Genomic DNA, 25,738 nt, shown 5'->3' with positions numbered 1-25,738 from the left:
TCGACCTAATGGAACAGGAATCCCGTTAATGACTGCCGAGCCCTCCGCGCCGGACGCCCCGGACGTTCCAGAGACCCCGGACGCCCCGGACGCCCCGGAGAACCCCACGCCCGGAACGCGGCGCCCCGGCGGCCGCACCGCCCGGGTCCGCGCCGCCGTCCTGCGGGCCGCCGAGGACGCCCTGGTCGAGCACGGCTTCAGCGGGCTCGACCTCGGCGACGTCGCCCAGCGGGCCGAGGTCGGCCGGACCACCGTCTACCGGCGCTGGGGCACCACCAGCGCGCTGGTCGCCGACCTGCTCGCGGACATGGCCGAGCAGTCACTGCCGCGCACCCGCAGCGGCTCCCTCGCCGAGGACCTGCGGGCCAACGCCCGGCTGGTCCAGCACACGCTGGCCGACCCCCGGCAGGGGGCACTGTTCCGCGCGGTGATCGTGGCCGCCACCTGCGACCCGGGCGCCGCCGAGGCGCTGCGGCACTTCTACCTGCGCCGGGTCGAGGAGTGGGCGCCATGCGTCACCGAGGCCGTCGAACGCGGCGAACTCCCGCCGGACACCGACGCGTTCGAGGTGGTCCGGGCCGTCTCCGCGCCGCTCTACTACCGGATGCTCACCACCGCCGAGCCGCTCGACGAGGCCGGCGCCGACCGCGCCGCGGCCGCCGCCGAGGCGTCCGCCCGGGCGGGGGCGCACCGGCAGGAGGGCATCTGAGAACGTCCGAGAACGCCGCCGGCCGCGCAGTTCGACGAACTGCGCGGCCGACGGGAGGGCGGACGGTCCAGGGGGCGCCCCGGGGAACGGCCTAGAAGAAGCTGTCGTCGTCGCCCTCGTAGTAGTTGTTCACGACCACCTCGGGCGTGTCGTCGCTGAACGCCTCGTTGAGCAGCGCGCCGCCGACCAGGCCGGCCGCGCCCGCGCCGATCAGCGCGCCGGTGCCGAAGCGGCGTCCGCCCTGACCCTGCTGGCCCTGAGCGGGCTGGCCCTGGACCGGCTGCGGATAGCCCTGCTGAACCGGCTGCGGGTAGCCCTGCTGCGGGGTGTAGAACGGCGGCACGGTGGTCTGCACCCGCTGGGCGCAGGCGGCGCAGGTCTCGATCTGGCGCGGCACGCCCCACTGCGGCGACCACAGCACCGCCGTCGAGCCGAGGCCGTGCGAGGGGTCGAAGAAACACGTCACGGGGGAACTCCCTGGTCCAGGCTGGGTCATCGTGGCGGCGGGCGCCACGGCGGGTACGGCGGGCGCCATGGCCGGCGCGGCGGGCACGACCGGAGCCGGCGCGGCGGGCACGGGGGCGGCGGGCGCCGGTTGCAGGACGTCCACCCCGAAGTCGGCGGCGATACCCGCGAGCCCCGACGCGTACCCCTGCCCGACGGCCCGGAACTTCCAGTCCGCGCCGTGCCGGTAGAGCTCGCCGAACACCATCGCCGTCTCGCTGCCCGCCTCGGCCGCCACGTCGTAGCGGGCCGCCTCAGCGCCGCCGTCCGGGTCGGTGAGCCGGATGTACGCGCCGCGGACCTGGCCGAAGCTCTGGCGCCGCTGCGCCGCGTCGTAGACCGCGACCGCGAAGACGATCTTCTCCACCCCGGCCGGGACGTCCGCGAGCCGGACGTCGATCTGCTCCTGGTCGTCGCCGCCACCGGCGCCGCCCTGGTGGCGGACCGAACCGTCCGGGCTCTGCAGGTTGTTGAAGAAGACGAAGTGCTGGTCCGAGACGACCTTCCCGGAGGCGTCGCAGAGCAGGGCGCTGGCGTCCAGGTCGTACCCGGCGCCGGCCGTCCAGCCGAGGCCGACCCGTACGACCCGCAGCCCGGGGGCCTGCTTGCCCAGGGAGACGTTGCCGCCCTTCGTCAGGGCCACACTCATGACACTTCCTCCGCCACCGTTCGAATGACCGCTGTTTCCACTGTTCGACCACGACAACGCTGTAGAGCTCGCGCCGGTTCCCGACTTCCCGTCAGCACTGGACGGGACGTTCCAGCAGGCCACGGGCCCGCGGCGCGGTCTTGCCGACCGGGGCGCTCGGGCGGGGCGCCCTGGCGGGGTGTCGGCTCCCGACCTATTGTCAGGTGACATGACACGCCTTCGTCGCGCCGCCACCCTGGCCGCCCTCAGCGGCACGCTCGCCGCCCTGTTCACCCCGGCCGCCGCCCAGGCCGGCCCGGCGGCCTGCCCGGTCGTCGCCACCGCCCCGGTGGACACCGAACAGGCCCGGCTCCAGGACCAGCGGACGACCGCCTTCACCGAGCGCTCCGGCCTGCGCGACCTGCTCCGGGGCTTCCCCGCCGCCCTGTGCGCCGCCCGCAACGCCCGGCAGGCGGAGCGGGTGGCGGGCGCCTGGGGCCGGGCGCTCTGGCAGGCCGGGGTGGACCGGGCCCAGGGCCGGCGGCCCAGCGGCGAACTCCCCGCCCGCGACGACCGCCCGCTGTACTGGACCAGGCTCGCCATGACCGTCCAACTGGCCCGCTGGCAACCCGGGTTCGACGTCGACCCGGCCGACCTGCGGGCCCGCTTCGAGGACGCCTCCCGAGGCCTCGACGACGGCTTCACCGCCGCCCCCGGCGTCCGGCGGATCTTCGTCAGCGGCTTCGACCCGTACGGCCTCGACACCGAGCCGCGCCGCGCCAACCCCTCCGGCGCCGCCGTCCTGCAACTGCACGGGCGGCGGATCACCCTCGCCGACGGCAGCCCGGCCGAGGTCCGGGCCGTCCTGCTGCCGGTCCGCTACGGCGACTTCGACGACGGCGTCGTCGAGCGCGCCTTCGGCCCGCACCTCTCCCCCGGCCCGCAGGCCGCCGACCTGATCACCAGCATCAGCCAGGGCTACCCGGGCCTGTTCACCCTGGAGGCCTGGGCCGGGCGGGCCCGCTCCGCCGATCCCGCCACCGACAACACCGGCACCCTGTCCGGCGGCACCCGGCAGCACCCGGTCACCGCCCCGGGCCTGGACGACGGCCCGGAGTTCATCCGCACCACCCTGCCCACCGACGCCATGACGGCCGTCCAGCAGCCCTACCCCGTCCGCCTCAACACCACCGTCACCGAGATCCCCGAGGGCGGCGTCGACCCCGTCGACCGCGCGGACGGCCCCACCCCCGGCTCCCGAGCGGTCGCCGGTGGCGGCGGCGGGTACCTCTCCAACGAGGTCGCCTACCGCTCCAACCGCCTGCGCCTCGACCTCGCCCCCGACCTCCCCGGCGGCCACCTGCACACCCCCGTCCTCACCGGCCTGCCCGCCCAGCAGGACCGCCTCACCGCCCCGGAGTTCGAGCAGAACGAGGCCGCCATCGCCGACCAGGTCCACGAGATCCTGCGCCACGCCCGGTTCTGAGCCCCCGGCGCCACGCCCGGTTCCGAGTCCCGAGCGCGCGCGGCGGGCCGGCTACACCGGCCGGGCGAAGCGCGTCCCCGCCGCGCGCGCCCGGGACTCGGCGATCTGCGCGTACGCGGCCTCCCGGTCCGCCCAGTGCGAGCCCTCGACCGACTTGCCGCGCTCCAGGTCCTTGTAGACCTGGAAGAAATGGGTGATCTCCAGCAGGTCGAACTCGCGCAGGTCGCCGATGTCCCGCAGGTCGCCGTAGCGCGGATCGTGGGCGGGGACGCACAGCACCTTCTGGTCCGGCCCGCGTTCGTCCCGCATCACCCACATGCCGACCGCCCGGCAGGTGATCACGCACCCCGGCACGGCCGGTTCGCCGCCGAGCACCAGCGCGTCCAGCGGCTCCGCGTCGCCGCCGAGGGTGCCCTCGACGTAGCCGTAGTCCACGGGGTAGCGGGTGGCGGTGAACAGGGTGCGGTCGAGGCGGATCCGGCCCGCCGCGAAGTCCATCACGTACTTGTTCCGCGACCCCTGCGGGGTCTCGATCAACACCTCGAACTCCACCGCGGCCTCCTCCTCTGCGTCTGGGGAGATTGTCCGCCGTCCCGGCCGTCCGGGCACCCTCCGCAAACGCCCTCCGCGGCCCGGCGGGGTCCGTTAGCATCCGGATCATGGGGAGTTGGCGTGTCACCGTCCAGAACCACCACCGGCGCAGCGGCGGGCGGCCCCAGGGGCGCCCGGAGGGGCCGCTGGCCCGCCGCGGCGACCTGGCGCTGTACGGCCGGAACGGCGAGATCAGCTGTGTCGACGCCGAAGGCCTGGTCCGCTGGCGCCGCCCCTGCGCGGGGCGCCCGAACGCGGCCCACCTCTCCGGCGGCCGGGCGCTGGTCACCACCGACTCCTTCGAGTACACCGCCTGGGGCCACCTCGGCCCGGCCCTGCTGCTGGACCTCGACGACGGCGCCCTGGTCGCCGAACTGCGCGGCGAACGCGGCACGGCCCTGGGCGGCGGCCGCTTCGTGCTCGGCCTGGAGGGCTACGGCACCTTCGACACCTGGGCCTACGACCGGGACGCCACCCTGGTCGACTCCTGGCGCAGCTACGGCCACTACGTGGTCGGCGACGGCCTGCGCGTCGTCGAGACCGACCGCCGCCGCCCGACCGGGAGCCGGGTGGTGCGGCTGCTGCCCGGCGGGGGCATCGAGAGCGGCCCGCTGCTCGCCGACCCGCAGGCCCCCGCGCCGGTGGTGCTGGCCGACGGCACCGTCCTGGTGCTGGACGCGGGGGTGCTGCGCGCCGTCGGGCGCGACCTCGACGCCACCGTGCTCGCCGAGCTGCTCCCGCTGTCCGGCGACGACCTGCACCGGTTCACCGGCACGCTGCGCCGCACGGCCGACGGCCTGGCCGTGACGCTCGTGGAGCGCCACCCGACCCGGATGGGCGGCTACACCACGCACCGCTGGACCCTCGGGCTGGAGTCGCCGAACTAGCGCTCCGGGCTGCTCTCCTGGCCCCCGGCGTTCCTCGGCGGCCACTCTCCGCGACCGCTCCCACGGAGCAGCACCGGGCGCGCGGCCGCTCCGGCGGCGGTAGGACGGACACAGACGTGCCCGGGAGGAGAGACCGTGAAGATCGTCGTCGACCTCAACCGCTGCCAGGGCTACGCGCAGTGCGCGTTCCTCGCTCCCCGAGTGTTCGAGCTGCACGGGGAGGAGGCCCTGCTCTACACCCCGCAGGCCCCCGAGGACCAGCGTGACCGCGTCCGGCGGGCCGTCGCGGCCTGCCCGGTGCAGGCCATCCTGGTCGAGGAGGAGGACCGGTCCGATGTCCGATGACCTCAAGAACGGCCGGATCGTCATCGTCGGCGCCTCGCTGGCCGGTCTGCGCGCCGCCGAGACGCTACGGGACGAGGGCTTCACCGGAGAGCTGACCGTGGTCGGCGAGGAACGCCTTCCCCCGTACGACCGGCCGCCCCTGTCCAAGCAGGTGCTGCTCGGACGGGTGCGCGCCGAGGAAACCGCGCTGCCCCGGCGCCGCGACGTGGGCGCGCGGTGGAAGCTCGGCGTCCGCGCCACCGGTGTGGACGGGGACGGCAAGCAGGTCCTGCTCGCGAACGGCGAGCAGCTGCCCTACGACCGGCTGCTGATCGCCACCGGCACCCGGGCCAGGCCCTGGCCGAAGGCCGAGCAGGCCGCACTCGACGGGGTGTTCACCCTGCGCACCGCCGAGGACGCGGCCGGCCTGGCCGAGCGGCTGGACGCCGGCCCGAAGCGGGTGCTGGTGATCGGCGCCGGGTTCACCGGCTCCGAGATCGCCTCCGCCTGCCGGGAGCGCGGCCTGGCGGTGACCGTCGCCGAGCGCGGCCCCGCCCCGCTGGTCGGGGCCCTCGGCGGGGCCTTCGGCGCCCTCGCGGCCAAGGTCCAGCTCGCCCACGGCGTCGACCTGCGCTGCGGGGTGACCGTCTCGGCGCTGACCGGCCACGCCGGCCGGCTCACCGGCGCCGAGCTCTCCGACGGCACCCGGATCGAGGCGGACGTCGCCGTGGTCGCCCTGGGCGCCGTCCGCAACACCGAATGGCTGGCCGACTCGGGGCTCGCCGCCGGTCCGCGCGGGGTGGCCTGCGACGCGGGCTGCCGCGCCTTCAACATGTACGGGATCGTCACCGACGACGTCTTCGTCGCGGGCGACGTCGCCCGCTTCCCGCACCCCCTCTTCGAGTACCAGCTGCTCTCCCTCGAACACTGGGGCAACGCGGTCGCGCAGGCCGAGGTGGCGGCGCACAACATGGTCAGCCCGGGGCCGCAACGGCGGCCGCACCTGAGCGTGCCGTCCTTCTGGTCCAGCCAGTTCGGGCTCAACATCAAGTCCGTCGGCGTGCCCACCTTCTCCGACCACGTGGTCCTCGCCCAGGGCTCGGTCGAGGAGCGCCGGCTCGTCGCGGTCTACGGGTACCGAGGCCGGATCACGGCCGCCGTCAGCGTGAACCGGGCCAAGTGGCTGGAGCACTACCAGCGACTGATCGAGGCCGCCGCGCCGTTCCCGCCCGACTGGGACGGCGTGGAGCCGCCCGCCTCCCGCATCCCGGTCCCCTCCGACGTGCCCGACCCGAAGGTGCTCTCGCACGGCCCGACCGTCGCCCTCACCGGCCACCTGCCCGACCGGCGGCTGACCCTGCGGCGCTGGGGCGGCTGAGCCCACCCGCCACCGCTCGACGGGCGCACGCCCACCGGGCCCCGCCGCCCGTCGAGGACCACCACCGCCGCCACCCCCGAGGAGCCACCGCGCATGGCCGCCGCCGACACCCTGTTCCGCCGGATCACCGACTACGCCAACCGCGCCGACCCCTACCCCCTGTACGCCGAGCTCCGCGACCACGGCGTGGCCCGCCAGGACGACGGCAGCTACCTGGTCGGCACCTACCACGAGGTCGCCGCGCTGCTGCACGACCCGAGGATCAGCTCGGACCGCCGCAACCGCACCGTCCCGGACGAGCTGCAGGGCAGCGTCCCGGTCGCCTTCATCGGCCGGGACGACCCCGAGCACGAACGGCTGCGCACCATCGCCATGCGGCCCTTCGGCCCGCCCCACGCGCCCGACCGGGTCGACGCCATGCACGACGAGATCGCGCGGATCACCGGGGAACTGGTCGACGGCCTCCGGGGCCGCGACCGGATCGACCTGGTCGAGGACTTCGCCTACCCGCTGCCGGTCACCGTCATCTGCCGGCTGCTCGGCGTGCCGCGCGAGGACGAGCCGCGGTTCCACGCCTGGTCCGAGACGCTGATCGCGGGCTTCGACCCCACTCCCGACAGCGATCCGTCCGAGCGCCAGCAGGCGGCCACGCAGGCCCGGATGGAGATGGGGCTGTACCTCGGCGAGCTCGCCGAGAGCCGCCGGGGCAAGCCGTCCGACGACCTGCTCTCCGCCTTCGTCAACGACCCCGGCCCGTCGGGCGGCTTCACCCAGACGGAACTGATGGCCACCGCGGTCCTGCTGCTCATCGCCGGGCACGAGACGACCGTCAACCTGATCACCAACGGCGCGCTCACCCTGCTGCGCCAGCCCGAGAGCCTGGAACTACTGCGCGACAAGCCGGAGTTGATGCCGCGCGCGGTGGAGGAGCTGCTGCGCTACGAACCCCCGGTCCAGCTGTTGCCGCAGCGCACCGCGCTCACCGACATCGAGGTCGCCGGGGTCACCATCGCCAAGGGCGCGCCGCTGATCCTGGTGCTCGCCGCCGCCAACCGGGACCCTCTCCGGTTCCACGAGCCCGACCGCTTCGACCCGACCCGCCCGGACAACCAGCACCTCGGCTTCGGCAGCGGCGTGCACAGCTGCTTCGGCGCACCGCTCGCCAGGGTCGAGGCGCAGCTCGCGCTCACCGCGCTCATCCACCGCCTGGACGGCCCCCGGCTGCTCCAGGACCCGCCCGAGTACCGGCGCAGCCCCGTCCTGCGCGGGCCCCGGCACCTGCCGCTCGCGCTCTCCGGGGTCAGGGACTGAGCAGCCCGGGCCCGGGAGACGGCGTCGGCCTCCCGGGCCCGGGCGCGTTCTGCGACGCTACGGGGTGCTGCGCACCACCGGCAGCTCCAGGAAGGACGGGTCGGCTCCGCCGTGCCCGATCCGGTAGCTCGCCCGGCCGTCGGCCGGGAGCAGTTGGAAGGAGTCCGGGTTGGCGGCGGCGACGGTGAGCCGGATCCGCTCGCCGGCCCGGAAGAGCACCGCGACGGGTTGCAGGTCGATGGTGACCTGCCGGGCCCGGCCCTGCGGGAAGGGCGCCGCGTCGGTGGCCGCGTAGCTGCGGGGCGTGCGCAGCCGGCGCCAGTCGGGGTTGTCGTCCCGGTCGGCCACGGCCCGGTCGGCGAGGGCGAGTTGGCCCTCGGTCAAGTAGGTGACCCGGCCGTCGGGGGCGACGTCCTCCAGGTAGACGTGCAGGGCGCCCTGGGCGGTGCCGTCGAGGCCGGTGACGTCGAGCGTGACGCGGCCGTTGCCGGTCACCCGGGTGTCGCCGGTCAGCGGCGGGGTGGTGTAGCTGAGGAGTTTGGCGTCCACGGCGGCCCGGTCGGGGTAACTGACCTGGTTGCCGGTGAGGTTGGTGTTCCAGCGGTCCAGCGGGCCGGTGCCGGCGGTGGGGTCGAGGCGCAGCAGGTCGGTGCCGGGGCGGTCGTCCGGCTCGGGCCGCCGGCGGCTGAGCGTGGTGTCCTCGCCGAGGTAGAGCCGCTGCGGGCGGGTGCCGGGCAGCGGCCAGCGGGTGGTGGTGCGCCAGACGCCCTCGTTGAAGGTGTAGTAGTGCAGCTGCCGGGTGCCGTCGGGGCGGCCGTCGGCCCGCACGTAGCGGTCGAAGAAGTCGAACGTCCGCTGGGCGATCTGGGCGCGTTCCTGGTCGGTGAGGTGACGGGCGGGCTGGAAGGGGTCGGCGAGGTAGCCCTGGCCGTGGCTCCACGGGCCGATCCAGGCGTCCTGGGTGTTGGAGAGGCCGGTGAACTGGGAGAGCACGCCGTTGGCGGTGCCCGCGTCGAGCCAGCCGGCGTCGGTGAGCACGGGGACGCCGCCGTCCTCGACGGCGTCGGCCTTCTCGCCGACGCTGCCGACCGTCCAGCTCTTCGGGCCGTCCTGGTAGTCGCGGTAGACGCCGGCCTCGGCCATGTCGACCAGGTTGGCGTTGCCCGCGTGCTCGGCGCGCGCGGCGGCGAGCAGGGCCGGTCCGTCCGGGCCGTCGACCGGCCGGGGCACGGCGCCGGTCAGACCGGTGGCCGCGCAGACCTGCCGGGTCTGCTCGTCGGTGTCGCAGGTAGTGCCGCCGGCCTGGTCGAGGATGCGCAGCAGCAGCGCGTACGGGGCGATCCGGGGCTCGATGAGGAGGCCGCCGGGGCGCACCAGGTCCTCGTACGGGTCGAAGTCGTAGGAGATCGGGGCGGCGGCGGTGATGTGGTGGTTGCCGAGGGCGGTGGCGAGCATCGCGGTGTCGCCGCCGTAGGAGACGCCGGTGGTGCCGACCCGGCCGTTGGACCAGGGCTGGGCGGCGATCCAGTCGCTGAGCGGGCCGCTGTCGGCGACGGCGTCGGCGCCGAGTTCGGAGCTCAGGGTGCCGAAGGAGGCGCCGGTGCCGCGCAGGTCGGCGACCACGTAGGCGTAGCCGTGGGCGTTCCAGCCGTCGGCGTCGCTGCTGCGGCCGCCGTTGCCGGGTGCGCCGGGGTAGACCCGGGCCCGCCAGTAGCGCTGGGTGACCAGGACGGTGGGCAGGTTCGCGCCGGCCGTGGTGCCCTCGGGCAGCCAGACGTCGACGGCGAGGCGGACGCCGTCGGGCATCGTGACGTAGCGCGACTGGAGGTGCGGCTCGGCGGCCGGGGCGGCCGCGGCGGGCGCCACCGAGAGTCCGAGCACGGCCGCGGCCGCGACGAGCGCCGCCAGCGGGCGGCGCAGGATCCCCCCTGCCCGGCTCACCGGGAGGTCGCCTTCCAGGGGCCTTCCTCGGGCCTGGCCTCGGTGTCGGTGCCGGGCCAGGGCGGCATGGTGACGGCGGCGATCCGCAGCGGCCGGTCGGCGTCCTCGTCGGCCCGGAACTGGAACGCCGTGCCGAGCGGGATCGAGGCCGCCGTCCCGGGCACGAGCCGGACGGTCTCCTCCCGCCCGCCCTGGCGGCGCCACAGCTCCCCGGCGCCCTCGACGACCTGCCACAGCTCCTGCACGGTGGCGTGCGACACCGCGTGCGACACCTGTCCGGGGGCGAGCTCGAACACCGCGAGGCTCCCCTGTCCGTCCAGGACCAGCAGCGGGAACACCGCGGCCCCGTCCGGTGCGCGCACCACCTCGACGTCATCGACGTCCGTTGTCTGGAACGGTTGTTGCACTGGCTGACTGCTCATCCGACCCGGCCTCTCTCGCGTCACGGAGTACCTTGGTCTCGTCCCCCACCGCCGATGAGAACACGCCTCTGCGCCCGGCCGCCACCCTGAGATGTCCCGTAGTTCGCCGCGCCGGCCCCGCGCCGCTCTCGCACCGGCCTCGGGCCGGTCTCAGCCGCCGGCGGGCGTGCCGAACTCGCGGAGGGCGTCGGTGACGATCGCGTCCAGCCGGGCGTGGTGGGCGCCGCGCCAGTAGGCCTGGCCGCAGTCGACGCACTGGGCGAAGACGTCGTAGGAGCGCTCGGTGCCGTCCCGCAGCTGCTCGCGCACCGAGGTCTTGTCGGCCTCGCGCAGCGTGCCGTTGCAGGTGGTGCAGCGGCTCCACGGATCGAGCGGGGGCGCGAAGCGGGAGAGCACGTCGCGCAACTGCTCGTTGGGGCGGTGGCTGTAGACGTAGGCGCCGGCCCACAGTTCGCGGCGGCGCAGCAGTCCCCGGTCGCGCGAGAGCAGGACGCGCTGCTCGGCGGCGGAGCGGGCGGCGAGCGCGGCGTCGCCGATGTCCGGGTTCTCGTAGGCGGCGTCGACGCCGAGCAGGCGCAGCCGGCGGGTGAGGGTGCCGAGGTGGACGTCCAGCAGGAAGCGCGGCGGGGCGGACGAGGGCTGCGGCCGGTCCACGGCCCGGACGGTGACGTGCTCCTCGTCGAGCGGCACGTGCGACCCGGGCACCGGCCGGCCGTCCACCAGCAGGGTGCCGACCTCGGTGAGCGGGACGCCCAGGGACTCGACGACGTGGCCGAGCGTCGAGGTGCCGTCGGTGCGCAGCGCCGAGCGGCCGGCCCGCCGGGGCCCGGAGACGAAGAGGTGCAGCTCGGGGGCGAAGTCGAGCCAGATCTGGGGTCGGTCCACGCGGCCAGCATGCCAGCGGGCGGCGGCCCGGGCCACCGGTTTCCGGTCAGCCGTCGGAGCATTCTCGGGCGGGCTCGCGGCGGCGGCGGCCGGCGCGGGCCCCGACCGGCGCTGAGCAGCCAGGTCGGGGCCCGCTACGGGACCGCGACGGCGGAGGCGACCGGCGTCGGGCGGCCCCGGTCGCGGTCCCGCTCGGCCCAGCGGACGACCGGCCCCATCGCGTACCCGGCCGCCAGGAAGAGGCCGCCCAGGACGAGCCAGCCCGCGAGCCCGCCGTCCAGCAGCAGGGTGGTCAGCAGCAGCGGCCCGAGGGTGCGGGCGACGGCCACGCCGGTGCCGAAGAAGCCCTGGTACTGGCCGATCCGCTCGGGCGGGGCGAGGTCGAAGCTGATCTGCCAGGAGCCCGCCGACTGCCGCATCTCGCCGATCACCTGGAGGACGGAGGCCGCCACCAGCAGCGCGGCGACCGCCCACACCGGGACGTCCAGGGCCGACAGGCCGAACACCGCGCAGGAGGCGAGCAGCACCACCCCGGCCGAGCGGACGGCCCGCGCGGCCGAGCCCAGGCCGGTGACGCCGCGCGCCGCCCGGACCTGGAAGGCCAGCACGGCCAGGGTGTTGAGGACGAACAGGGCCGAGCCGAGCCAGCTGATCCCGGGCGCCCGGTCGGCGATCCAGAGCGGGATGACCAGGCTGAGCAGCGGCATCCGCAGCAGCAGCACGGTGTTGACCAGCGCGACGGCGGCGTACCGGCGGTCACGCAGGACGGCCAGCCGGGGCCCGGCGCCCGACCGGGCCGGGGCGGGCGGGGCTTCGGGCAGCCGCAGCAGGATCAGCGCACCGGCCAGGAAGCCGAGCGCCGTCACCACGAAGGCGCAGAGGAACGCGGCCCGGGTGCCGACGGTGAGCGCGATGCCGCCGATGGCGGCGCCGACGGCCAGCCCCCCGTTGAGGGTCGACTGGAGGTGGGCGAGCAGCCCGGTGCGCTGGGCGGGCGGCACCAGGGTGGCGACCAGCGCCTGCCGGGCGGCGGTGAGCCCGGACTGCGTCGTGGCGTAGAGGCAGACCGCGACCAGGAACGGCCCGTAGGAGCGGATCACCAGGAAGGCGGCGACCACCACCGCCGTGGCCAGGGCGAGCGCCACGGCCGTCCGGCGCGGGCCGCGGCGGTCGGCGAGGGCGCCGAGCGGGACGCCCGCCAGCGAGCCGAGCGCCCAGGCCACGGCGAGGCCGGCGCCGAGGGCGGTCGCCGACATGCCGACGATGTGGGTGAAGTAGAGCGCGGAGCAGGTGTAGTAGGCGCCGTCGCCGACGGCGCTGGCCAACTGGGCTGCGGCGAGGGTCCGTTGGGGCCCTGCGGGCGGGATGAGGGCGGGCGCCGGGGCGCTGCTGGTCGACACGGGTCTCCTGGCTGGGGGCGGCGCGCGCGCCGGGTGTTCGCAACGGTTCGCGGCCCAGCCTAGGCAGGAGGCGGACCGGCGGTAAGGTCCAGTGATCACGGAACTCCTTGGTCCACTTCCGGGCCCCACCGCACCGGCGGGCGAGCCCTGAACCCCCGTACGACGGCGGCGAATCGCTCCTCCCGCGGGCCCGGAACCGGCCCCGGCCGTACCGCCGCCGCGCCCTCCGTACCCGCTCCGAATCCGCCTCGCCCAGCGGCCTTCGGGCATCACCGACCCCGCCGAAGGGCCAAGTTTTGCCGTATTGACCGGTCAGTAACGCCCTCCTATGCTCAACGGCATTCGCGATCCGGCACCGGGCCCGGCGCCGCCGTGCCCGCCCGATCCGCCGCCGTCATCGGCTCGAAGGGCTCTTCCCATCAGCACCTCCATCGCCCGCTCGGACGACACCGGCCACCCGGGCACCGCACGGGACGGCGCCGGCACCCGCCGCCGCCGGTTCCTCACCTACCTGCTGGCCGCCCCGACCCTCACCGTCGGCGCCCGGCTCGGCCTCGACGCCGCCGCGCCCGCCACCGCGCGGGCCGCCGTCCGTGCCGCCGCGGCCGCCCAGGACGCTGCCGCCCCCTCGCAGTTGATCGGCCTGCCCGGCATCCCGGACATCCTCGACCTCGGCGACGCGCTGATCATCGCCGGCCTGCCGACCTCGCACCTGCTCGTCCTGGAACTCACCGCCGCCGGGCGCGCCGTGCTGCACCTGCCCCGGCTGGAGGTCGGCCAGGGCCTCACCACGGCCATCGCGATGCTCGTCGCCGAGGAACTCGACGCCCGGATCGGCGACGTGGACGTGCCGCTCTCCGACGGCCGCCCCGAACTGCTCTTCAACCAGCTGACCGGCGCCTCCAACTCGGTGCGCTCGCTGTACGACCCGGTGCGCGCCGCGGCCGCCGCCGCCCGCGCCCGGCTGGTGACCGCCGCAGCGCGGCGCTGGAACGTTCCGGCAGACACCCTGCGCACCGCCGACTCCGCCGTCCTCGCCCCCGACGGCCGCCGCGCCGGCTACGGCGACCTCGCCGCCGAGGCCGCTGCCGTCGCCCTCCCCGCCGTGTCCAGCTCCCCCAAGACCGCCGACCAGTTGCGCCTGGTCGGCCGGCCCACCGGCCGGATCGACGCCCGCGACATCGTCACCGGCCGCGCCAAGTACGCCGGGGACCTCGCGATCCCGGGCGCCGTCCCCACCGTGGTCGCCCGCCCGACCACCATCAACGGCACGCTCAGGACCCTGGACGCCTCCGCCGCCCGCGCCATGCCCGGCGTGCTCGGCGTGGTCCGGATCCCCAGCGGCGTCGCCGTCCTCGCCGAGACCTTCGACCAGGCGCTCAAGGCCCGCGACGCGCTGCGCACCTCCTGGAACCCGGGCCCGGTCGCCAACCTGTCCACCTCCGACATCCGCGGCCAACTGCGCGCCGCCCACGCGCCGTTCCTCATCCCCCCGCTGCTCACCCAGTACGTGGACGGCGAATTCGACTTCGCCTTCGTCAACCACGCGCCGATGGAGGTGCTGACCGCCGTCGCCGACGTGCGGCCGAACCGGGCCGACCTGTGGTTCGCCGCGCAGGCGCCGATCGTCGCCCAGCAGGCCATCGCCGCCGAACTCGGCCTCCCGCAGAACGCCGTGACCGTCCACGTGGTGCGCGGCGGCGGCTCGTTCGGCCGGCGCCTGTTCTTCGACGCCGCCCTGGAGGCCGCCCAGATCTCCAAGGCCGCGGGCCGACCGGTCAAACTCATGTGGACGCGCAACGACGACATGCGCCACGGCCGGATGCGCCCGGCCAGCCACCACCGGATCCGGGCCACCTACGCGCTCGGCCAGGTGCTCAGCTACGAGCACCGCGCCGCCACCGTCAAGACCGACTTCCGGCACGGCCTCGGCGAGATGCTCACCGCCGCCGGCTTCAACCTCTCGCTCGCCGGGCTCAGCCTCGCCCAGGTCTTCTTCCTGCTCAGCGAGAAGAACCCGTACAACGTCGGCATCCCCACCCAGCTGCTCGCCGAAGTGCCGCTGGACATGCACACCGGCAGCTGGCGGTCGGTCTACTCCGGCACCGTCCGGGTCGCCGACGAGATCATGATGGACGAACTCGCCCGCCGGATGGGCCAGGACGCCGTCGCGTTCCGCCGCGCCCGACTGCGCAGCGCCGCCGGCCGGGCCGTCCTCGACACCGTCGCCAAGGCCGGCGACTGGGGCCGCCCGATGCCCCCCGGCCACGCCCAGGGCATCGGCTACCACGACGAGAACAGCGGGTGCGCCGCCTACCTCGTCGAGCTGGACGCCACCGACCCGGCCGACCCCAGGGTCACCAAGGCCGTGATCGCCGCCGACGTCGGCCGGGTCATCAACCCCCGGGGCCTGGAGGCCCAACTGACCGGCGCCCTGATCGACGGCATCTCGGTCATCCTGCAAGCCGGCAACCACATCGACAACGGGGCCGTGCGCGAGGGCAGTTACGCCGACTTCCGGTACGCCCGGCAGCGGCACACCCCGCCGACCGTCGAGATCCACCTCATGCCGCCGAGCGGAGCGCCCGGCGGCGCCGGCGAGTTGGGCGTCCCGGCGGCCTCCGCCGCGGTCGCCAACGCCTACGCGCGCGCGACCGGCACCAGCCCGCGCTCCTTCCCGATCAACTTCTGACTCCCCCAGCCAAGGAACCCCACCACCCCATGCCCACCCACACCTTCGTCCTCAACGGGCACCCCGTCACCGTCGAGGCCCCGGACGACATGCCGCTGCTCTGGGTGCTGCGCGACAAGCTCGGCGTCACCGGCCCCAAGTACGGCTGCGGGGTGGGCGTCTGCCGCGCCTGCACCAGCCACCTGGACGGCGAGGAGTTCCAGCCCTGCACCCGCTCCGTCAAGGACTGCGAGGGCCACCGCGTCACCACCATCGAAGGCCTGGCCGACGGCGACACCCTGCACCCCGTCCAGGAGGCCTGGCTCGGCTGCGACGTCGCCCAGTGCGGCTTCTGCCAGCCGGGCCAGATCATGACCGCCGTCGCCCTGCTGCGCCGCACCCCGAACCCGACCGACGCGGACATCGACCAGATCCAGAACATCTGCCGCTGCGGCAGCTACCCGCGCATCCGCGAGGCCATCAAGCAGGCGGCGGCCCGGCAGTCCTCCGGCTGACGGCACGCCACCCCGCCCGGGGCACGGGCGGGGTGGACGGGATCAGCGGGTCGTCAGCACGCCCGCAGGCCGTTGTGGAAGTACCAGTTGCCGTCGGCGTACGCGCCGTAGACGTAGGACGTCGGGATGAAGTTGCCGTTCGTGCCACCCACCTGGTACCAGACGTTGCCCTGGCTGTTGATGTCCTCGCCCCGGGTCCAGCACTCGATGTAGATCTCGTCCGACGACCACGAGTACGACCCCAGGTCGCCGGCGGTCTTGGACGCCCAGGAGTACGGCTGCGAGTAGACGCCCACGCCGTGGCCGCTCGCGTGGTAGCGGAGCGCGTACCAGCCGTCGGCGAACGCGCTGCCCGCCGAGACGCCCACCGCGCCGGCAGCCACCGCCACCACGGCGGCAGCGGTCGCACCACGGCGGCCGATCTTCTTGAGGATGCCCTTGGTCATCTCAATTCCCCTTTTCGGTCGGACCGTTGCGCCGCCCCGATGGCCGCGGCGACTGGGACAGCTGACCCGACATCCCACGGTGTTCGGTACCGCCTGACGGAAACTGACAACAGCTGACACCGGCCGCTGCCCGCGCCGAACACCCCGTCCACCCAACCGGAGTCCGTCGATCACGCAACGCCGCGGTCACGCGTCACTATGATCCGTACGCGACAAACAACACCGGTCGCCGCTGGATCTGACATCTGACAACAGGGGGACGCCATGGCGGAGCAGGAGTCGCAACCCGCGGAGAGAGACCCGGCGCCGAGCGCGGCGGAGGCCCTCGCCGCCGAGCTGCGCCGGTTGCGCCTGGAGGCGGGCCAGCCCTCGTTCCGCACGATGGCGAAGACCGCCGGCTCCATCTCCCACACCACGCTCTACGAGGCGGCCTCCGGCTCGCGCCTCCCGTCCTGGACCACGACCAGGGCCTACGTCCGGGCCTGCGGCGGCGACGAGGCCGAGTGGCACCGCCGGTGGACCGCCGCCGCCGACGAGGGGTCGGCCCCACCAGCCCTACCGGCCCAACCTGCCCCGCCGGCCCCGCCGGCCTCACCGGTCGAACCCTCGGGACCGCCGGTCGCCGCGAACACCACGGCCGACAGCACGGCCGACAGCACGGCTGCCTCCGCCGCCGCCGAGCCCCCGGCCGGACCGGGCCGGGGCCGCCGCCCGATCTGGACCCACGCGTGCTGCCTGCTCCTCGGCGTGGCGCTCGGCGTCGGCAGCACGCTCGCCGTGGTCGGCTTCCGCACGCCGGACGCCCCACCCCCGTCCGCACACGGCTGCCCGTCCGGGGACACCGAGTCCGCACCCGCCGAGGCGGCCGCCCGCCCCGCGCCGGGCCCGCGGCCGGCGGCGGCGCGCACGGCCACCGACGACAGCGCACCGTCCTGGGCCTCCCGGGTCGCCTTCGACCAGCAGGCCGTCTCCAGTACCGAGGTCGTCCTTCCGGTGCTCTCCCCCGTCACCCCGGGTGACGCCCTGGTGGTCACGATGATGCTGACCAGCACCTGTCCCGGGGCGGTCACGGTCACCGACAGCCGGGGCGACCGCTTCCGGATCGTCGGGGACGTCACCGACTCGCTCCGGCACCGGGTGCTGCTCCTCGCGGCCTTCGGGGCGGCCGCGCTGACCGCGGAGGACTCGATCCGCGTCGCCCACCCGCGGGCGAGCAAGTACCACGTCGCCGTCGACGAGTTCCGCGGCGTCTCCGCCGTCCGGGCCGTCGGCCGCGCCTCCGGTGACGCCGGCGGGACGACCTTCTCCACCGCGGCCAACGCCGCCGCCTGCGCGCCGGGCGACCTCCTGGTGGGCGCGGTCGGCAGCAACAGCGGCAGCGCCCCCGAATTCGGCACCAGCTGGACCAGCCTGCCCGCTCTGCGGCTCTCCTCCTACCGCCTCACCACCGCCCACCGGATCGCGACGGATCCGGACCACTGCGCCGCCACCGGCCAGACCACCTCGCAGTGGGGCGCCGTCCTCGCCGTCCTGCGCTGAGCGTCCACACCGCTCCACCACCCCTGGCCCGACCGGTCCAGACCATTTAGGCTGACCGCACCTCAACCACCCCACCACCGAGGGATACTGGATGATCAGGCGCCGTTCACTGCTGGCACTCGCGGGCCTGGGCGGCGCCGCAGCCCTGCTGCCCGCCGGGCCCGCCCAGGCAGCTCAGGCCGCCCGGCCGCGCACCATCGACCTGCCCGCCCCCACCACCGGCCGCCCGGTCGGCACGACCACCCTGCACCTGGTCGACCACGACCGCCCGGACCCGTTCGTGCCCGCCGCCGGCCCGCGCGAGCTGATGGTGCAGCTCTGGTACCCGGCCCGCGCCGCCGCCGGCCGCCCCCGCGCGCCGTACACCACGCCCCGGGTCGCCGCCGCCATCGATCAGCGCCTGCCGCTGGATCCGGGCACCATCGCGGCCGTCCGCCCCACCGCCCGCACCGACGCACCCGCGCTCCCCGGCCCGCTCCCCCTGCTGCTGCTCGGCCACGGCCGCACCGGCTTGCGCAGCAACTGCACGGCGCTGGCCGAGGAGTTGGCCGCCCACGGCTACCTCGTCGCGTCGGTCGACCACACCTACGACGCCCTCGCCGTCGAGTTCCCGGACGGCCGGCTGGTGCGCACCGTGCTGGAGGACGAGCCGGCCGACTGGGAGGCCTCCGAGCGCCGCGAGATCGCGGCCCGGGTCGCCGACCTCCGCTTCGTCACCACCGAACTGACCGAGCGCCAGCGCCGTTTCCGCGTCGACGGGGGCCGGATCGGCGTACTCGGCCACTCGATGGGCGGCTCGGCGGCCGCCGAGGCGATGCGCCAGGACGAGCGGTTCCGGATCGGCCTCAACCTGGACGGCGGCCTGTTCGGCTCGCCCGTTCCGGACCTCGGCCTGGACCGGCCCCTCCTCCTGCTCACCTCGCTCGCCGACCACGAGACCTGGCAGCGCTGGCGCAGCCACCAGCACGCCTGGGGGCGGCAGTTGCGCACCCTCGGCGCCGGCCACCTCAGCTTCACCGACCTGCCGCACGCCGCCCTCCCCGGCAACCTGCCGGGCCACCTCCCCGCCGACACCTACGCCGCGCTGCTCGGCACCATCACCCCGGCCCGGGCGACCGCGCTCACCCGCGCCTACACCCGGGCGTTCGCCGACCACTTCCTCCGCGGCCGCCCCGCGCCCCTCCTCGACGGCCCGTCACCGCGCTTCCCGGAGGTCGAACTCCGCTGGAGCCGCGACTGACGCCCGACCGGGGCCGCGTCCTCGGGCGTCAGGCCCGCCGGGTCGCCCGCAGCGAGTTGCCGTCCCGCCGCACCCGGAGGAAGAGCACCGTCAGCGCCACGACGGTGAGCGCCACCAGGATCCCGGCCTCGACGAGCTGGATCGGCACGAAGTGCCCGACGGGGTGGTACTCGATCCAGTTGCTCGTGGCGCCTTCGCAGCCCCTCGTCCGGTCGCCGTCCCAGCAGAACTGGTCCGAGGCCCACCGGCCGTCCTGGAGCACGACCCCGCGGTCGATCAGCCACGCGTTGTCGGGCTGCCCGAAGTAGACGCCGCGCGGGACCATCTCCTTGACCGACGGGTAGAAGGAGGCGCGGCCCCACCGGAGCAGGCCGTGGACGACCGCCACCAGGACGCCGGTGACCAGGACCGAGGCCACCGTGCGCCGCAGCAGTTGCCCGACCAGCAGGCCCAGTGCCAGCGCGAACAGCGACCAGGCGACCGGCACCACCCCGAGGACGGGGTAGGTGAGGCCCTGGAACGGCGGATCGAAGGCGAACGGGCTGTGCGCGATGTCCGCGTTCCACACCCACGTCGCCAGGACGGCGAGCACCCCACCGGCGGCCAGCACCGCCAGCCCGGGCAGGGCGATCCGCGCGGTGAGCCAGCGCAGCGGGCTGACGGACTGGGTCCAGGCGAGGCGAACGGTTCCGCGCTCGTACTCCTGGGCGAGCATCGGGGCGCCGAGGAACATGCCGATCAGCAGGGGGACGGCGACCAGGGCCGGCTGGAGCCACGTGGTGTACAGGTAGACGCGGCGGGTGATGGGCGAGACCATGCCATGGCAGCCGCCGTTGGACCAGCTGGCCCCGTCGGAGCACCCGGCCCGGCGCAGATCCGCCATCAGCGGCTGGACGGAGAAGTGCAGCCAGAGCAGGGTGGCCGACGCGGTGACGACCAGGGCGGCGATCGCCCACAGCGCGGTGCGGCTCTGGCGCCAGCTCAGCCAGAGCAGGCCGCCCGGGCGGGGCGCGGTCCGCGGCTCGCGCGGTGGCACCGCGGTGGTGGCGCGGTCGGCCAGGACGTTGGTGCTCATGCGGCGATCCCGTTCTCGGTCGTCTGGGCCTGCGGGCCCGGTCCGGTGGCGGCCCGGGCGGTGCCGGCCGGGGTCCGGAGGTAGCCGAGCAGCAGCTCCTCCAGGCTCGGCCGGCCGCTCTCCCACGGGCCGTCCACCGGATCGCCGGTGCGGACCAGCGCGTCGATCCGGCGGCCGGTGGAGCGCTGCTCGACCAGGACGTCCTCGGGGAGCGCGCTGCCGGCCGGGCCGGTGAGCAGTTGGTGTCCGTCCAGTACGTCCTCCACGTCGCCGCAGAGCCGGATCCGCCCGGACTGCACCAGCAGCAGGTAGTCGATGACGCCGTCCAGCTCGGGGATGATGTGCGAGGAGACCACGATGGTGGTGCCGCGCTCGGCGGCCTCGACCATCAGGGTGCCCATCAGCTGGTGCCGGGCGAGCGGGTCGAGGTCGGACATCGGCTCGTCGAGCAGCAGCAGGTCGGGGCGCTTGCCGAGGGCGAGCGCCAGGGCGACCCGGGTGCGCTGGCCGCCGGAGAGCGAGCCGATCTTCGCCCTCGTCCTCAACTCGCCCTGATCGATCACCTGTTGGGCGAGGTCCTGGTCCCAGGTCGGGTTCAGCTCCCGGCCGAGCCGCAGGGTCTCGGCCACCGTGAAGCCGGGGTAGAGCGGCTTGTCCTGGGCCACGTACGCGACCCGGGCGCGCAGGTCCTCGGTGGTGGCGGGCTCACCGAACACCCGCAGCTCACCCTCGGTGGGGGTGAGCAGCCGGGCGGCGATGCCCAGCAGGGTGCTCTTGCCCGCACCGTTGGGGCCGGCCACCCCGCAGATCCGCCCGGCCGGAACGGCGAACGTGCAGTCGCGCAGCGCCCACTCACCCCGGTAGCGCTTGCCCAGGCCCTCGGCCGCGAGCGCCGCCGGGGCCCCCGGCGCCGCCGATGCCGGCGGTGTGTTCATCGGGTCGTTCACCCGGTCCCCCCACTGTCCTCTAACTCGGTGTTTCCGGGGAGACCCCGGTGTCGAATCGCTGCTCCAGGACGGAGGCCATCAGCGCGGCGATGTCCTCACGCTCCAGTCCGACCTCGCGGGCCCGGTCCACCCAGCCGACCAGGTCCGCGCGCAGCGGCCCGTCGGCGGCGGCCTCCGGCCGGGCGAGCGAGCGCCGGACGAAGGTGCCGAGCCCCGGCCGGGGCTCGACCAGGCCCTCGCGTTCCAGTTCGCGGTAGGCCTTCAGCACGGTGTTGGGGTTGATCGCGGTCAGCTCGACGACCTCCCGCGCGGTCGGCAGCTTGTCCCCGGGCTGGAGCAGCCCGAGCCGCAAGGCCTGCTTGGTCTGCTGAACGATCTGCTGGTAGGTGGAGACGCCGCTGCGCCGCTCGATGCGGTACTCGATCACACGCGATTCGACCTTTCACTAGTCCAATAGTGGAATAGTGACCCACTGCGGCGCCCTGGTCAAGCCAGGCCGGGGGGTGCCGGGCGCTACGGACGATCAGGGCCGCTGCAGCAACAGGAGGGAGTCCTGGTCGGCGACCCGCCGGTAGCCGCGCCGCTCGTACTCGACCAGCATCCGGGCGGTGTCGGCGGTCGCGCACGGGGCCTGCACGCTCGGGTCCGTCCGGTCCACGACCACCCACTCGGGCCCCGGCCCGGCCGGCGCCTGGCAGACCAGGGTGACGGCGGCCCGGCCGGTCAGCTGCGCGGCGAGGCGGTTGGAGGCGGCGACGGTCGCGCCGTCGGGTATCGAGCCGAGCAGCGCCCGGGTGTACACGAGCCGGGGCGAGGTGCGCCACGCCTCGGGCATCACCACCTCGTGCAGCGGATAGACCGGCACCGTCACGGCCGCCACCAGGGCGCTGACGGCGAGCGCGCGCCGCGCCCGGCGCGGGTCGGTGCGGGTGAGGGCGTCCACCAGGGCGGCGAGCACCAGCGGCATCAGCACCGCGCTGTAGTGGTAACTGACGCCCCAGTAGTGCGGGTTGGCCGAGAGCAGCCGCCAGCCCAGGGTGGGCACGCAGAGCAGGACCAGCGGCGAGCGCAGCCCGAGGAAGCCCGCGGTCGCGGCGAGCAGGAAGAGCAGCAGCCACTTGATCGGGGGCCAGCCGATCCGGGCCGCCAGCGACCAGGGCGAGGGCTGCCCGCCGCCGTCCAGCTGCTGCCAGTAGTCGAACCCGCCGTGCGGGTTGAACGAGGGCAGCACCACCGTCACGGTGAGCACGGTGGCCGCGATCCCGACGCCCGCGAGCACGAGCCCCGGCAGCGGGCCGCGCCGGCCCCGGCGGGCCTGCCAGGCGATCAGCAGGCCGAAGGCGGCCACGGTCAGGCCGAGGTCCTCCTTGACCAGCAGCAGCGGCAGCGACCACAGCGCCGCGGCCAGGTGGCGGCGCCGGCCGAGCGCGGTGGCCGCGAAGGCCAACAGCGGTACGGCGAAGGCGATTTCGTGGAAGTCGTCACTGACGGCCCGGACGATCCCCCAGGACGCCCCGGTCACGCATCCGATCACCAGCGCGACCCGCGGCCCGCCCGCCTCGTACGCCCACCGGGTGAGCGGCACGACCGCCAGCGCCATCAGCAGCGCCTGGGCGACCAGCAGGGTGACGGCCCCCGGGAACAGCCGGTAGACCGGGGCGAGCACGGCGATCAGCGGGTGGAAGTGGTCCCCGAGCAGGTGGTAGCCGGGCCCCTTGAGCGGCACGATCGGCGCCTGCCCGTGCGCGTACGCGCGGATGGCCTGCTCGAAGATGCCCAGGTCGTAGGCCTTGCTCAGGCCGCGCCGGTAGCGGTTGACGGCGACGCAGGTGTAGAGCGCGGCGAACCCCGCGGCCAGGCCCCAGGCCAGGACGGCGGGTCGACGCGGCGGGCGGAACAGGCGCATCGGCAAAGTACCCTTTCACTATTCGATTAGTGGAAGGGTGGTGGAAGGGCACGCCGTCGTCAACCCCGGTCCGGCCGCGCCGACCGGGCCTCTGACCTGCCCGGATGCGGTCCGCTAGGCGGGTGAGGTGGAGCCAGTGGAGCCCGTGCAGCCTGTGGAGCCCGCCGGCTCAGTGGAACTCAGGGCCGCGCGGCCTCCGGGTCACGGCCGAAGAAGCCGGCGAGCCGGTCGTACGGCGGGGCGTCCTCCGGCACGGCGACCTCGGGGCCGAAGGCGTGCTGATCCTCCTCGGCGCCGCGGTACCCGGGCGTGAGGGCACCCCGGGCCCAGGCCAGGGCGGCGAGGGCCACCTCATGGTCCAGCCCCTCGGTGGACTGGTCGGTGGCATGGGCCAAGTCCCAGTCGTGGACGGCGAATTCGGCGATCTGCTGGTCCACCGGGAAGCGGGCCGGCAGAGCACCCACGCCGGGGACCTCCAGCGTGCCGGTGAGGTCGCCCGCCGCCCGCCAGGCGTCGACCAGCTCCTCGGCGCCGGCCTCGAAGGCGTGCAGCCAGTCCTCCTCCACCCGCTCGAAGGGCTGCGACCAGTCCGGCTGCCCGCCCCCGGCCCGGACGGTGAACTGCCGCAGGTCGAACAGCAGATGGCTGACCAGGTCGCCGACGTCCCAGGAGCGGCAGGCCGTCGGGTGCCCGGCCAGCTCGACGCCGACGCCGTCGATCAGCCCGGCGGTCTGCGCGAGGGCCCGGGCGAGCAGGTCGATCGGGTCTTCCGCTGCGGTCATGGCACACCTCTCGGTCGGGAGCGCGTCGCCGGCGTGGCCGGGTCCGGTCGGGGGCACCGCTCGGACCGGGCGATCGTAAACGCGTCCGTCGACGACCGCCCGCCACGACACCGGCCCGGTGGTCGCACCACCGGGCCGGTCTCCGCACAACGACGTGCTGCGACGTGCTGCGAGCCGTCAGGCTCGAACCGTCAGGCTGCGAACCCTCCGTCCACCGCGAGCTCCGCGCCCGTGACGTACCGCCCCTCCTCGCCCGCCAGGTAGGCGACGGCGGCGGCGATGTCCGCGCCCGCGCCGAAGCGGCCGAGTGCGGTCAGGCTGCTCTGGAACTCGGCGGCCTCACCGTCCGCCGGGTTCATGTCGGTGTCGATCGGGCCGGGGTGGACCACGTTGGCGGTGATCCCGCGCGGGCCGAGCTCCCTGGCCAGCGCCTTGGTCAGGCCGATCATCGCCGCCTTGCTGAGCGAGTAGATGGTGGCGCCGGGGAAGGCGACCCGCTTGGCGATGCAGCTGCCGATGGTGACGATCCGCCCGCCGTCGGCCAGGTGCGCGGAGGCGGCCTGGGCGAACAGGAACGGCGCCCGGACGTTCACCTCCAGGACCCGGTCCACGTCGTCGAGCGCCAGGTCACCGATCGGGCCGAGGACACCGACGCCCGCGTTGTTCACCAGGACGTCCAGCCGCCCGAACCGCTCCGCGACCGCCGCGACCACCGCCTGCACCGCCTGCGGGTCGGCACTGTCCGCGCGGACCGCCCAGCCGCGGCGCCCCATCGCGGTGATCTTCGCCGCGACCTCCTCGGCCCGCTCGGCCCCGCCCTGGTAGGTCAGGGCGACGTCGGCACCGTCCTCGGCCAGCCGCAGCGCGACCGCCGCCCCGATCCCCCGGCTGCCGCCGGTCACCAGGGCCACCTTGCCGTCGAGCTTCGCCGCACCGTTCATCGTCATATCTCCAGAACTCCTCATTCGGATGTGATCCGACTCGTTCCGATCAGAACCCCCGGTTCCGATCTCGGACATGACTCGATCCTGGGCCTCGGCGCCGGAAAGCTCCGGCGGTATTCCGACGTCGCGTTCAACCTTCAACTATCTCCCGAAGCGCCTGCGTGCACGCCCTCACGCCCGCTCGCACGCTCCCTCCCTCGCACCCGATCCCGGAAACACGCCCGATCCCGGAAACGCGCCCAGCCCCGGAAACGCGCCGGGCCGAGCGGCCGACCCCGGGGAAGGGCGGCCGCTCGGCGCGGGTGCGAGGAGGTGTCAGACGGTCAGGGTCTGGCCCGGGAAGATCAGATCCGGGTCGCCGCCGATGGTGCGGGCGTTCTTGTCGTACAGGTTGCCGGTGTCGGTGCCGAACTTGGCCGCGATCCCGCTCAGCGTGTCACCGCTCCTGACGGTGTAGCCGCCACTGGAGGTGTTCTTCTCCGAGGACGGCGCCGACTGCGCCGGCTTGGCCGACTGCTGCGGCTTCGGCGCCTCCTGCTGCTTCGGCGCCGGCTTGCTCTTCGGCGCCTGCGGGGCCTGCGGCGCCTGGGTCTTGGGCGTCTGAGCCTTGGGCGTCTTGGCCTTGGGCGCCGGCTTGGCGGCCGGCTTCGAGGGTGCGGTGTCGGTGGTGTCGACGGCGGCCGGGGCGCCGCCCTTGCTCAGGCCCGCCTTGGCCGAGCAGACCGGCCACGCGCCGGGCCCCTGCGAGGCGAGGACCTTCTCGGCGACCGTGATCTGCTGCGCCTTGCTCGCCTGGTGGGCCTGGGGGGCGTAGGCGGTGCCGCCGTACGCCCTCCAGGTGCTGGGGGTGAACTGCAGTCCGCCGGAGAACCCGTTGCCGTTGCTGATGCTCCAGTTGCCGCCGCTCTCGCACTGGGCGACGGAGTCCCAGCTGGAGGTGGGCGCGGCGGAGGCCGAGGTGGCCGTGACGAGGCCGGCCACCGGCAGGGCCGCGACAGCGGCGCCCGCGACGACCGCCATCCGCACGCGGTTGCGCTTGGTGGCGGTGGTGTCGGTGGCAGCGGCGGTCTCGTGACGGGAAGTCATATAAGTCCTCTCGGCAAGCCCCGGGCGGGCAGGCGGAACCAGACCCATGACGGGCCGACAGTCACGCTCACCTCGCTCGACGGGCGGCCGGACACGTCTGGGACGTGCCGTGCCGCCCCGG

General features: G+C 74.9%; 23 protein-coding genes and 1 pseudogene. 10 read left to right on the top strand and 14 right to left on the bottom strand.

All coding sequences use genetic code 11. The features are described 5' to 3' along the window. Positions 1-28: 28 nt before the first annotated feature. On the top strand, positions 29-709 hold the full coding sequence (locus AB0R04_RS24275; RefSeq protein ID WP_363374553.1) for a TetR/AcrR family transcriptional regulator: 681 nt from the start codon (positions 29-31) through the stop codon (positions 707-709). A gap of 601 nt (positions 710-1,310) precedes the next feature. Here the strand turns inward: AB0R04_RS24275 and AB0R04_RS24270 are convergent. Then, a pseudogene (locus AB0R04_RS24270) lies at positions 1,311-1,862 on the bottom strand (TerD family protein); the annotation flags it as partial. Between the two features lie 208 nt (positions 1,863-2,070). Here AB0R04_RS24270 and AB0R04_RS24265 point away from each other — a divergent pair. Then, positions 2,071-3,327, top strand: a complete 1,257-nt coding sequence (locus AB0R04_RS24265; protein ID WP_363374550.1) for a pyroglutamyl peptidase — start codon at positions 2,071-2,073, stop codon at positions 3,325-3,327. A 51-nt stretch (positions 3,328-3,378) separates the two neighbouring features. Here the strand turns inward: AB0R04_RS24265 and AB0R04_RS24260 are convergent, their stop codons facing one another. Continuing rightward, the gene (locus AB0R04_RS24260; protein WP_363374548.1) at positions 3,379-3,879 is read right to left on the bottom strand and encodes an inorganic diphosphatase; all 501 of its coding nucleotides are present in this window, start codon (positions 3,877-3,879) and stop codon (positions 3,379-3,381) included. Between the two features lie 107 nt (positions 3,880-3,986). Between AB0R04_RS24260 and AB0R04_RS24255 the strand changes: the two genes are divergently transcribed. From AB0R04_RS24255 to AB0R04_RS24240, 4 genes are all read left to right on the top strand, one after another. Further along, on the top strand, positions 3,987-4,805 hold the full coding sequence (locus tag AB0R04_RS24255; RefSeq protein ID WP_363374547.1) for a hypothetical protein: 819 nt from the start codon (positions 3,987-3,989) through the stop codon (positions 4,803-4,805). Positions 4,806-4,940: 135 nt separating this feature from the next. Beyond that, on the top strand, positions 4,941-5,150 hold the full coding sequence (locus AB0R04_RS24250) for a ferredoxin (RefSeq protein WP_063350495.1): 210 nt from the start codon (positions 4,941-4,943) through the stop codon (positions 5,148-5,150). Beyond that, on the top strand, positions 5,140-6,507 hold the full coding sequence (locus AB0R04_RS24245) for an FAD-dependent oxidoreductase (protein WP_363374544.1): 1,368 nt from the start codon (positions 5,140-5,142) through the stop codon (positions 6,505-6,507). Before AB0R04_RS24250 ends, AB0R04_RS24245 begins: the two co-directional genes overlap by 11 nt. 93 nt (positions 6,508-6,600) lie before the next feature. Next, entirely contained in the window at positions 6,601-7,818 is a 1,218-nt protein-coding gene (locus AB0R04_RS24240) for a cytochrome P450 (RefSeq protein WP_363374542.1), read from the top strand. A gap of 57 nt (positions 7,819-7,875) precedes the next feature. On the opposite strand, the gene AB0R04_RS24235 is transcribed toward AB0R04_RS24240, so the two are convergent. The 4 genes from AB0R04_RS24235 to AB0R04_RS24220 form a co-directional block, all read right to left on the bottom strand. Further along, complete coding sequence (locus tag AB0R04_RS24235) at positions 7,876-9,759, bottom strand: CocE/NonD family hydrolase (protein WP_363374539.1); 1,884 nt, start codon at positions 9,757-9,759, stop codon at positions 7,876-7,878. Then, positions 9,756-10,181 (bottom strand): cupin domain-containing protein, encoded by a 426-nt coding sequence (locus AB0R04_RS24230; RefSeq protein ID WP_363374536.1) that lies wholly within the window; start codon positions 10,179-10,181, stop codon positions 9,756-9,758. The genes AB0R04_RS24235 and AB0R04_RS24230 overlap by 4 nt, the downstream gene beginning before the upstream one ends. 150 nt (positions 10,182-10,331) lie before the next feature. Next, complete coding sequence (locus AB0R04_RS24225) at positions 10,332-11,066, bottom strand: Mut7-C RNAse domain-containing protein (RefSeq protein WP_363374534.1); 735 nt, start codon at positions 11,064-11,066, stop codon at positions 10,332-10,334. 134 nt (positions 11,067-11,200) lie between these two features. Next, positions 11,201-12,466 (bottom strand): MFS transporter, encoded by a 1,266-nt coding sequence (locus AB0R04_RS24220; protein WP_363374533.1) that lies wholly within the window; start codon positions 12,464-12,466, stop codon positions 11,201-11,203. A gap of 328 nt (positions 12,467-12,794) precedes the next feature. On the opposite strand from AB0R04_RS24220, the gene AB0R04_RS24215 reads away from it, so the two are divergent. Both AB0R04_RS24215 and AB0R04_RS24210 read left to right on the top strand, forming a co-directional pair. Continuing rightward, positions 12,795-15,158, top strand: a complete 2,364-nt coding sequence (locus AB0R04_RS24215) for a molybdopterin cofactor-binding domain-containing protein (RefSeq protein WP_363374530.1) — start codon at positions 12,795-12,797, stop codon at positions 15,156-15,158. A 29-nt stretch (positions 15,159-15,187) separates the two neighbouring features. After that, positions 15,188-15,652 carry a (2Fe-2S)-binding protein gene (locus AB0R04_RS24210; protein ID WP_063350491.1) on the top strand — a complete coding sequence of 155 codons (465 nt, stop codon included), beginning with the start codon at positions 15,188-15,190 and terminating at the stop codon, positions 15,650-15,652. A 53-nt stretch (positions 15,653-15,705) separates the two neighbouring features. On the opposite strand, the gene AB0R04_RS24205 is transcribed toward AB0R04_RS24210, so the two are convergent. Beyond that, the gene (locus AB0R04_RS24205) at positions 15,706-16,098 is read right to left on the bottom strand and encodes a hypothetical protein (protein WP_363374528.1); all 393 of its coding nucleotides are present in this window, start codon (positions 16,096-16,098) and stop codon (positions 15,706-15,708) included. A gap of 264 nt (positions 16,099-16,362) precedes the next feature. Here AB0R04_RS24205 and AB0R04_RS24200 point away from each other — a divergent pair, with 264 nt between their 5' ends. Then, a complete protein-coding gene (locus AB0R04_RS24200) occupies positions 16,363-17,637 on the top strand; it encodes a helix-turn-helix domain-containing protein (protein ID WP_363374525.1) in 1,275 nt (424 codons plus the stop codon). Between the two features lie 91 nt (positions 17,638-17,728). Then, positions 17,729-18,877 carry an alpha/beta hydrolase gene (locus AB0R04_RS24195; protein ID WP_363374523.1) on the top strand — a complete coding sequence of 383 codons (1,149 nt, stop codon included), beginning with the start codon at positions 17,729-17,731 and terminating at the stop codon, positions 18,875-18,877. A gap of 28 nt (positions 18,878-18,905) precedes the next feature. Here the strand turns inward: AB0R04_RS24195 and AB0R04_RS24190 are convergent, their stop codons facing one another. The 7 genes from AB0R04_RS24190 to AB0R04_RS24160 all read right to left on the bottom strand — a co-directional run bounded on the left by AB0R04_RS24190 (position 18,906) and on the right by AB0R04_RS24160 (position 25,617). After that, a complete protein-coding gene (locus AB0R04_RS24190) occupies positions 18,906-19,952 on the bottom strand; it encodes a hypothetical protein (RefSeq protein ID WP_363374520.1) in 1,047 nt (348 codons plus the stop codon). Further along, a complete protein-coding gene (locus AB0R04_RS24185) occupies positions 19,949-20,887 on the bottom strand; it encodes an ABC transporter ATP-binding protein (protein WP_363374518.1) in 939 nt (312 codons plus the stop codon). The genes AB0R04_RS24190 and AB0R04_RS24185 overlap by 4 nt, the downstream gene beginning before the upstream one ends. Before the next feature lie 31 nt (positions 20,888-20,918). Further along, positions 20,919-21,326, bottom strand: coding sequence for a GntR family transcriptional regulator (locus tag AB0R04_RS24180; protein ID WP_063350485.1), 408 nt, complete (start codon positions 21,324-21,326; stop codon positions 20,919-20,921). 96 nt (positions 21,327-21,422) lie between these two features. Continuing rightward, a complete protein-coding gene (locus AB0R04_RS24175) occupies positions 21,423-22,805 on the bottom strand; it encodes a DUF2079 domain-containing protein (protein ID WP_363374515.1) in 1,383 nt (460 codons plus the stop codon). Between the two features lie 179 nt (positions 22,806-22,984). Continuing rightward, positions 22,985-23,587 carry a TIGR03086 family metal-binding protein gene (locus tag AB0R04_RS24170; RefSeq protein WP_363374513.1) on the bottom strand — a complete coding sequence of 201 codons (603 nt, stop codon included), beginning with the start codon at positions 23,585-23,587 and terminating at the stop codon, positions 22,985-22,987. A gap of 191 nt (positions 23,588-23,778) precedes the next feature. Further along, positions 23,779-24,528 carry an SDR family oxidoreductase gene (locus AB0R04_RS24165; protein WP_363374599.1) on the bottom strand — a complete coding sequence of 250 codons (750 nt, stop codon included), beginning with the start codon at positions 24,526-24,528 and terminating at the stop codon, positions 23,779-23,781. Positions 24,529-24,846: 318 nt separating this feature from the next. Beyond that, entirely contained in the window at positions 24,847-25,617 is a 771-nt protein-coding gene (locus AB0R04_RS24160; RefSeq protein WP_363374511.1) for a transglycosylase family protein, read from the bottom strand. Positions 25,618-25,738 lie beyond the last annotated feature (121 nt).

The organism is Kitasatospora sp. NPDC056731, assembly GCF_040687675.1.
Lineage (GTDB): Bacteria > Actinomycetota > Actinomycetes > Streptomycetales > Streptomycetaceae > Kitasatospora.
This window is presented reverse-complemented; position numbering and strand designations above follow the sequence as displayed.

What these genes read in the sequence shown, in the direction of transcription:
- AB0R04_RS24215 (WP_363374530.1), top strand. Translation starts at nt 12,795, where the DNA reads ATGCTCAACGGCATTCGCGATCCGGCACCGGGCCCGGCGCCGCCGTGC.
- AB0R04_RS24245 (WP_363374544.1), top strand. Translation starts at nt 5,140, where the DNA reads ATGTCCGATGACCTCAAGAACGGCCGGATCGTCATCGTCGGCGCCTCG.
- AB0R04_RS24185 (WP_363374518.1), bottom strand. Translation starts at nt 20,887, where the DNA reads ATGAACACACCGCCGGCATCGGCGGCGCCGGGGGCCCCGGCGGCGCTC.
- AB0R04_RS24205 (WP_363374528.1), bottom strand. Translation starts at nt 16,098, where the DNA reads ATGACCAAGGGCATCCTCAAGAAGATCGGCCGCCGTGGTGCGACCGCT.
- AB0R04_RS24255 (WP_363374547.1), top strand. Translation starts at nt 3,987, where the DNA reads ATGGGGAGTTGGCGTGTCACCGTCCAGAACCACCACCGGCGCAGCGGC.
- AB0R04_RS24265 (WP_363374550.1), top strand. Translation starts at nt 2,071, where the DNA reads ATGACACGCCTTCGTCGCGCCGCCACCCTGGCCGCCCTCAGCGGCACG.
- AB0R04_RS24165 (WP_363374599.1), bottom strand. Translation starts at nt 24,528, where the DNA reads ATGAACGGTGCGGCGAAGCTCGACGGCAAGGTGGCCCTGGTGACCGGC.
- AB0R04_RS24230 (WP_363374536.1), bottom strand. Translation starts at nt 10,181, where the DNA reads ATGAGCAGTCAGCCAGTGCAACAACCGTTCCAGACAACGGACGTCGAT.
- AB0R04_RS24210 (WP_063350491.1), top strand. Translation starts at nt 15,188, where the DNA reads ATGCCCACCCACACCTTCGTCCTCAACGGGCACCCCGTCACCGTCGAG.
- AB0R04_RS24170 (WP_363374513.1), bottom strand. Translation starts at nt 23,587, where the DNA reads ATGACCGCAGCGGAAGACCCGATCGACCTGCTCGCCCGGGCCCTCGCG.
- AB0R04_RS24195 (WP_363374523.1), top strand. Translation starts at nt 17,729, where the DNA reads ATGATCAGGCGCCGTTCACTGCTGGCACTCGCGGGCCTGGGCGGCGCC.
- AB0R04_RS24240 (WP_363374542.1), top strand. Translation starts at nt 6,601, where the DNA reads ATGGCCGCCGCCGACACCCTGTTCCGCCGGATCACCGACTACGCCAAC.
- AB0R04_RS24160 (WP_363374511.1), bottom strand. Translation starts at nt 25,617, where the DNA reads ATGACTTCCCGTCACGAGACCGCCGCTGCCACCGACACCACCGCCACC.
- AB0R04_RS24175 (WP_363374515.1), bottom strand. Translation starts at nt 22,805, where the DNA reads ATGCGCCTGTTCCGCCCGCCGCGTCGACCCGCCGTCCTGGCCTGGGGC.
- AB0R04_RS24275 (WP_363374553.1), top strand. Translation starts at nt 29, where the DNA reads ATGACTGCCGAGCCCTCCGCGCCGGACGCCCCGGACGTTCCAGAGACC.
- AB0R04_RS24200 (WP_363374525.1), top strand. Translation starts at nt 16,363, where the DNA reads ATGGCGGAGCAGGAGTCGCAACCCGCGGAGAGAGACCCGGCGCCGAGC.
- AB0R04_RS24190 (WP_363374520.1), bottom strand. Translation starts at nt 19,952, where the DNA reads ATGAGCACCAACGTCCTGGCCGACCGCGCCACCACCGCGGTGCCACCG.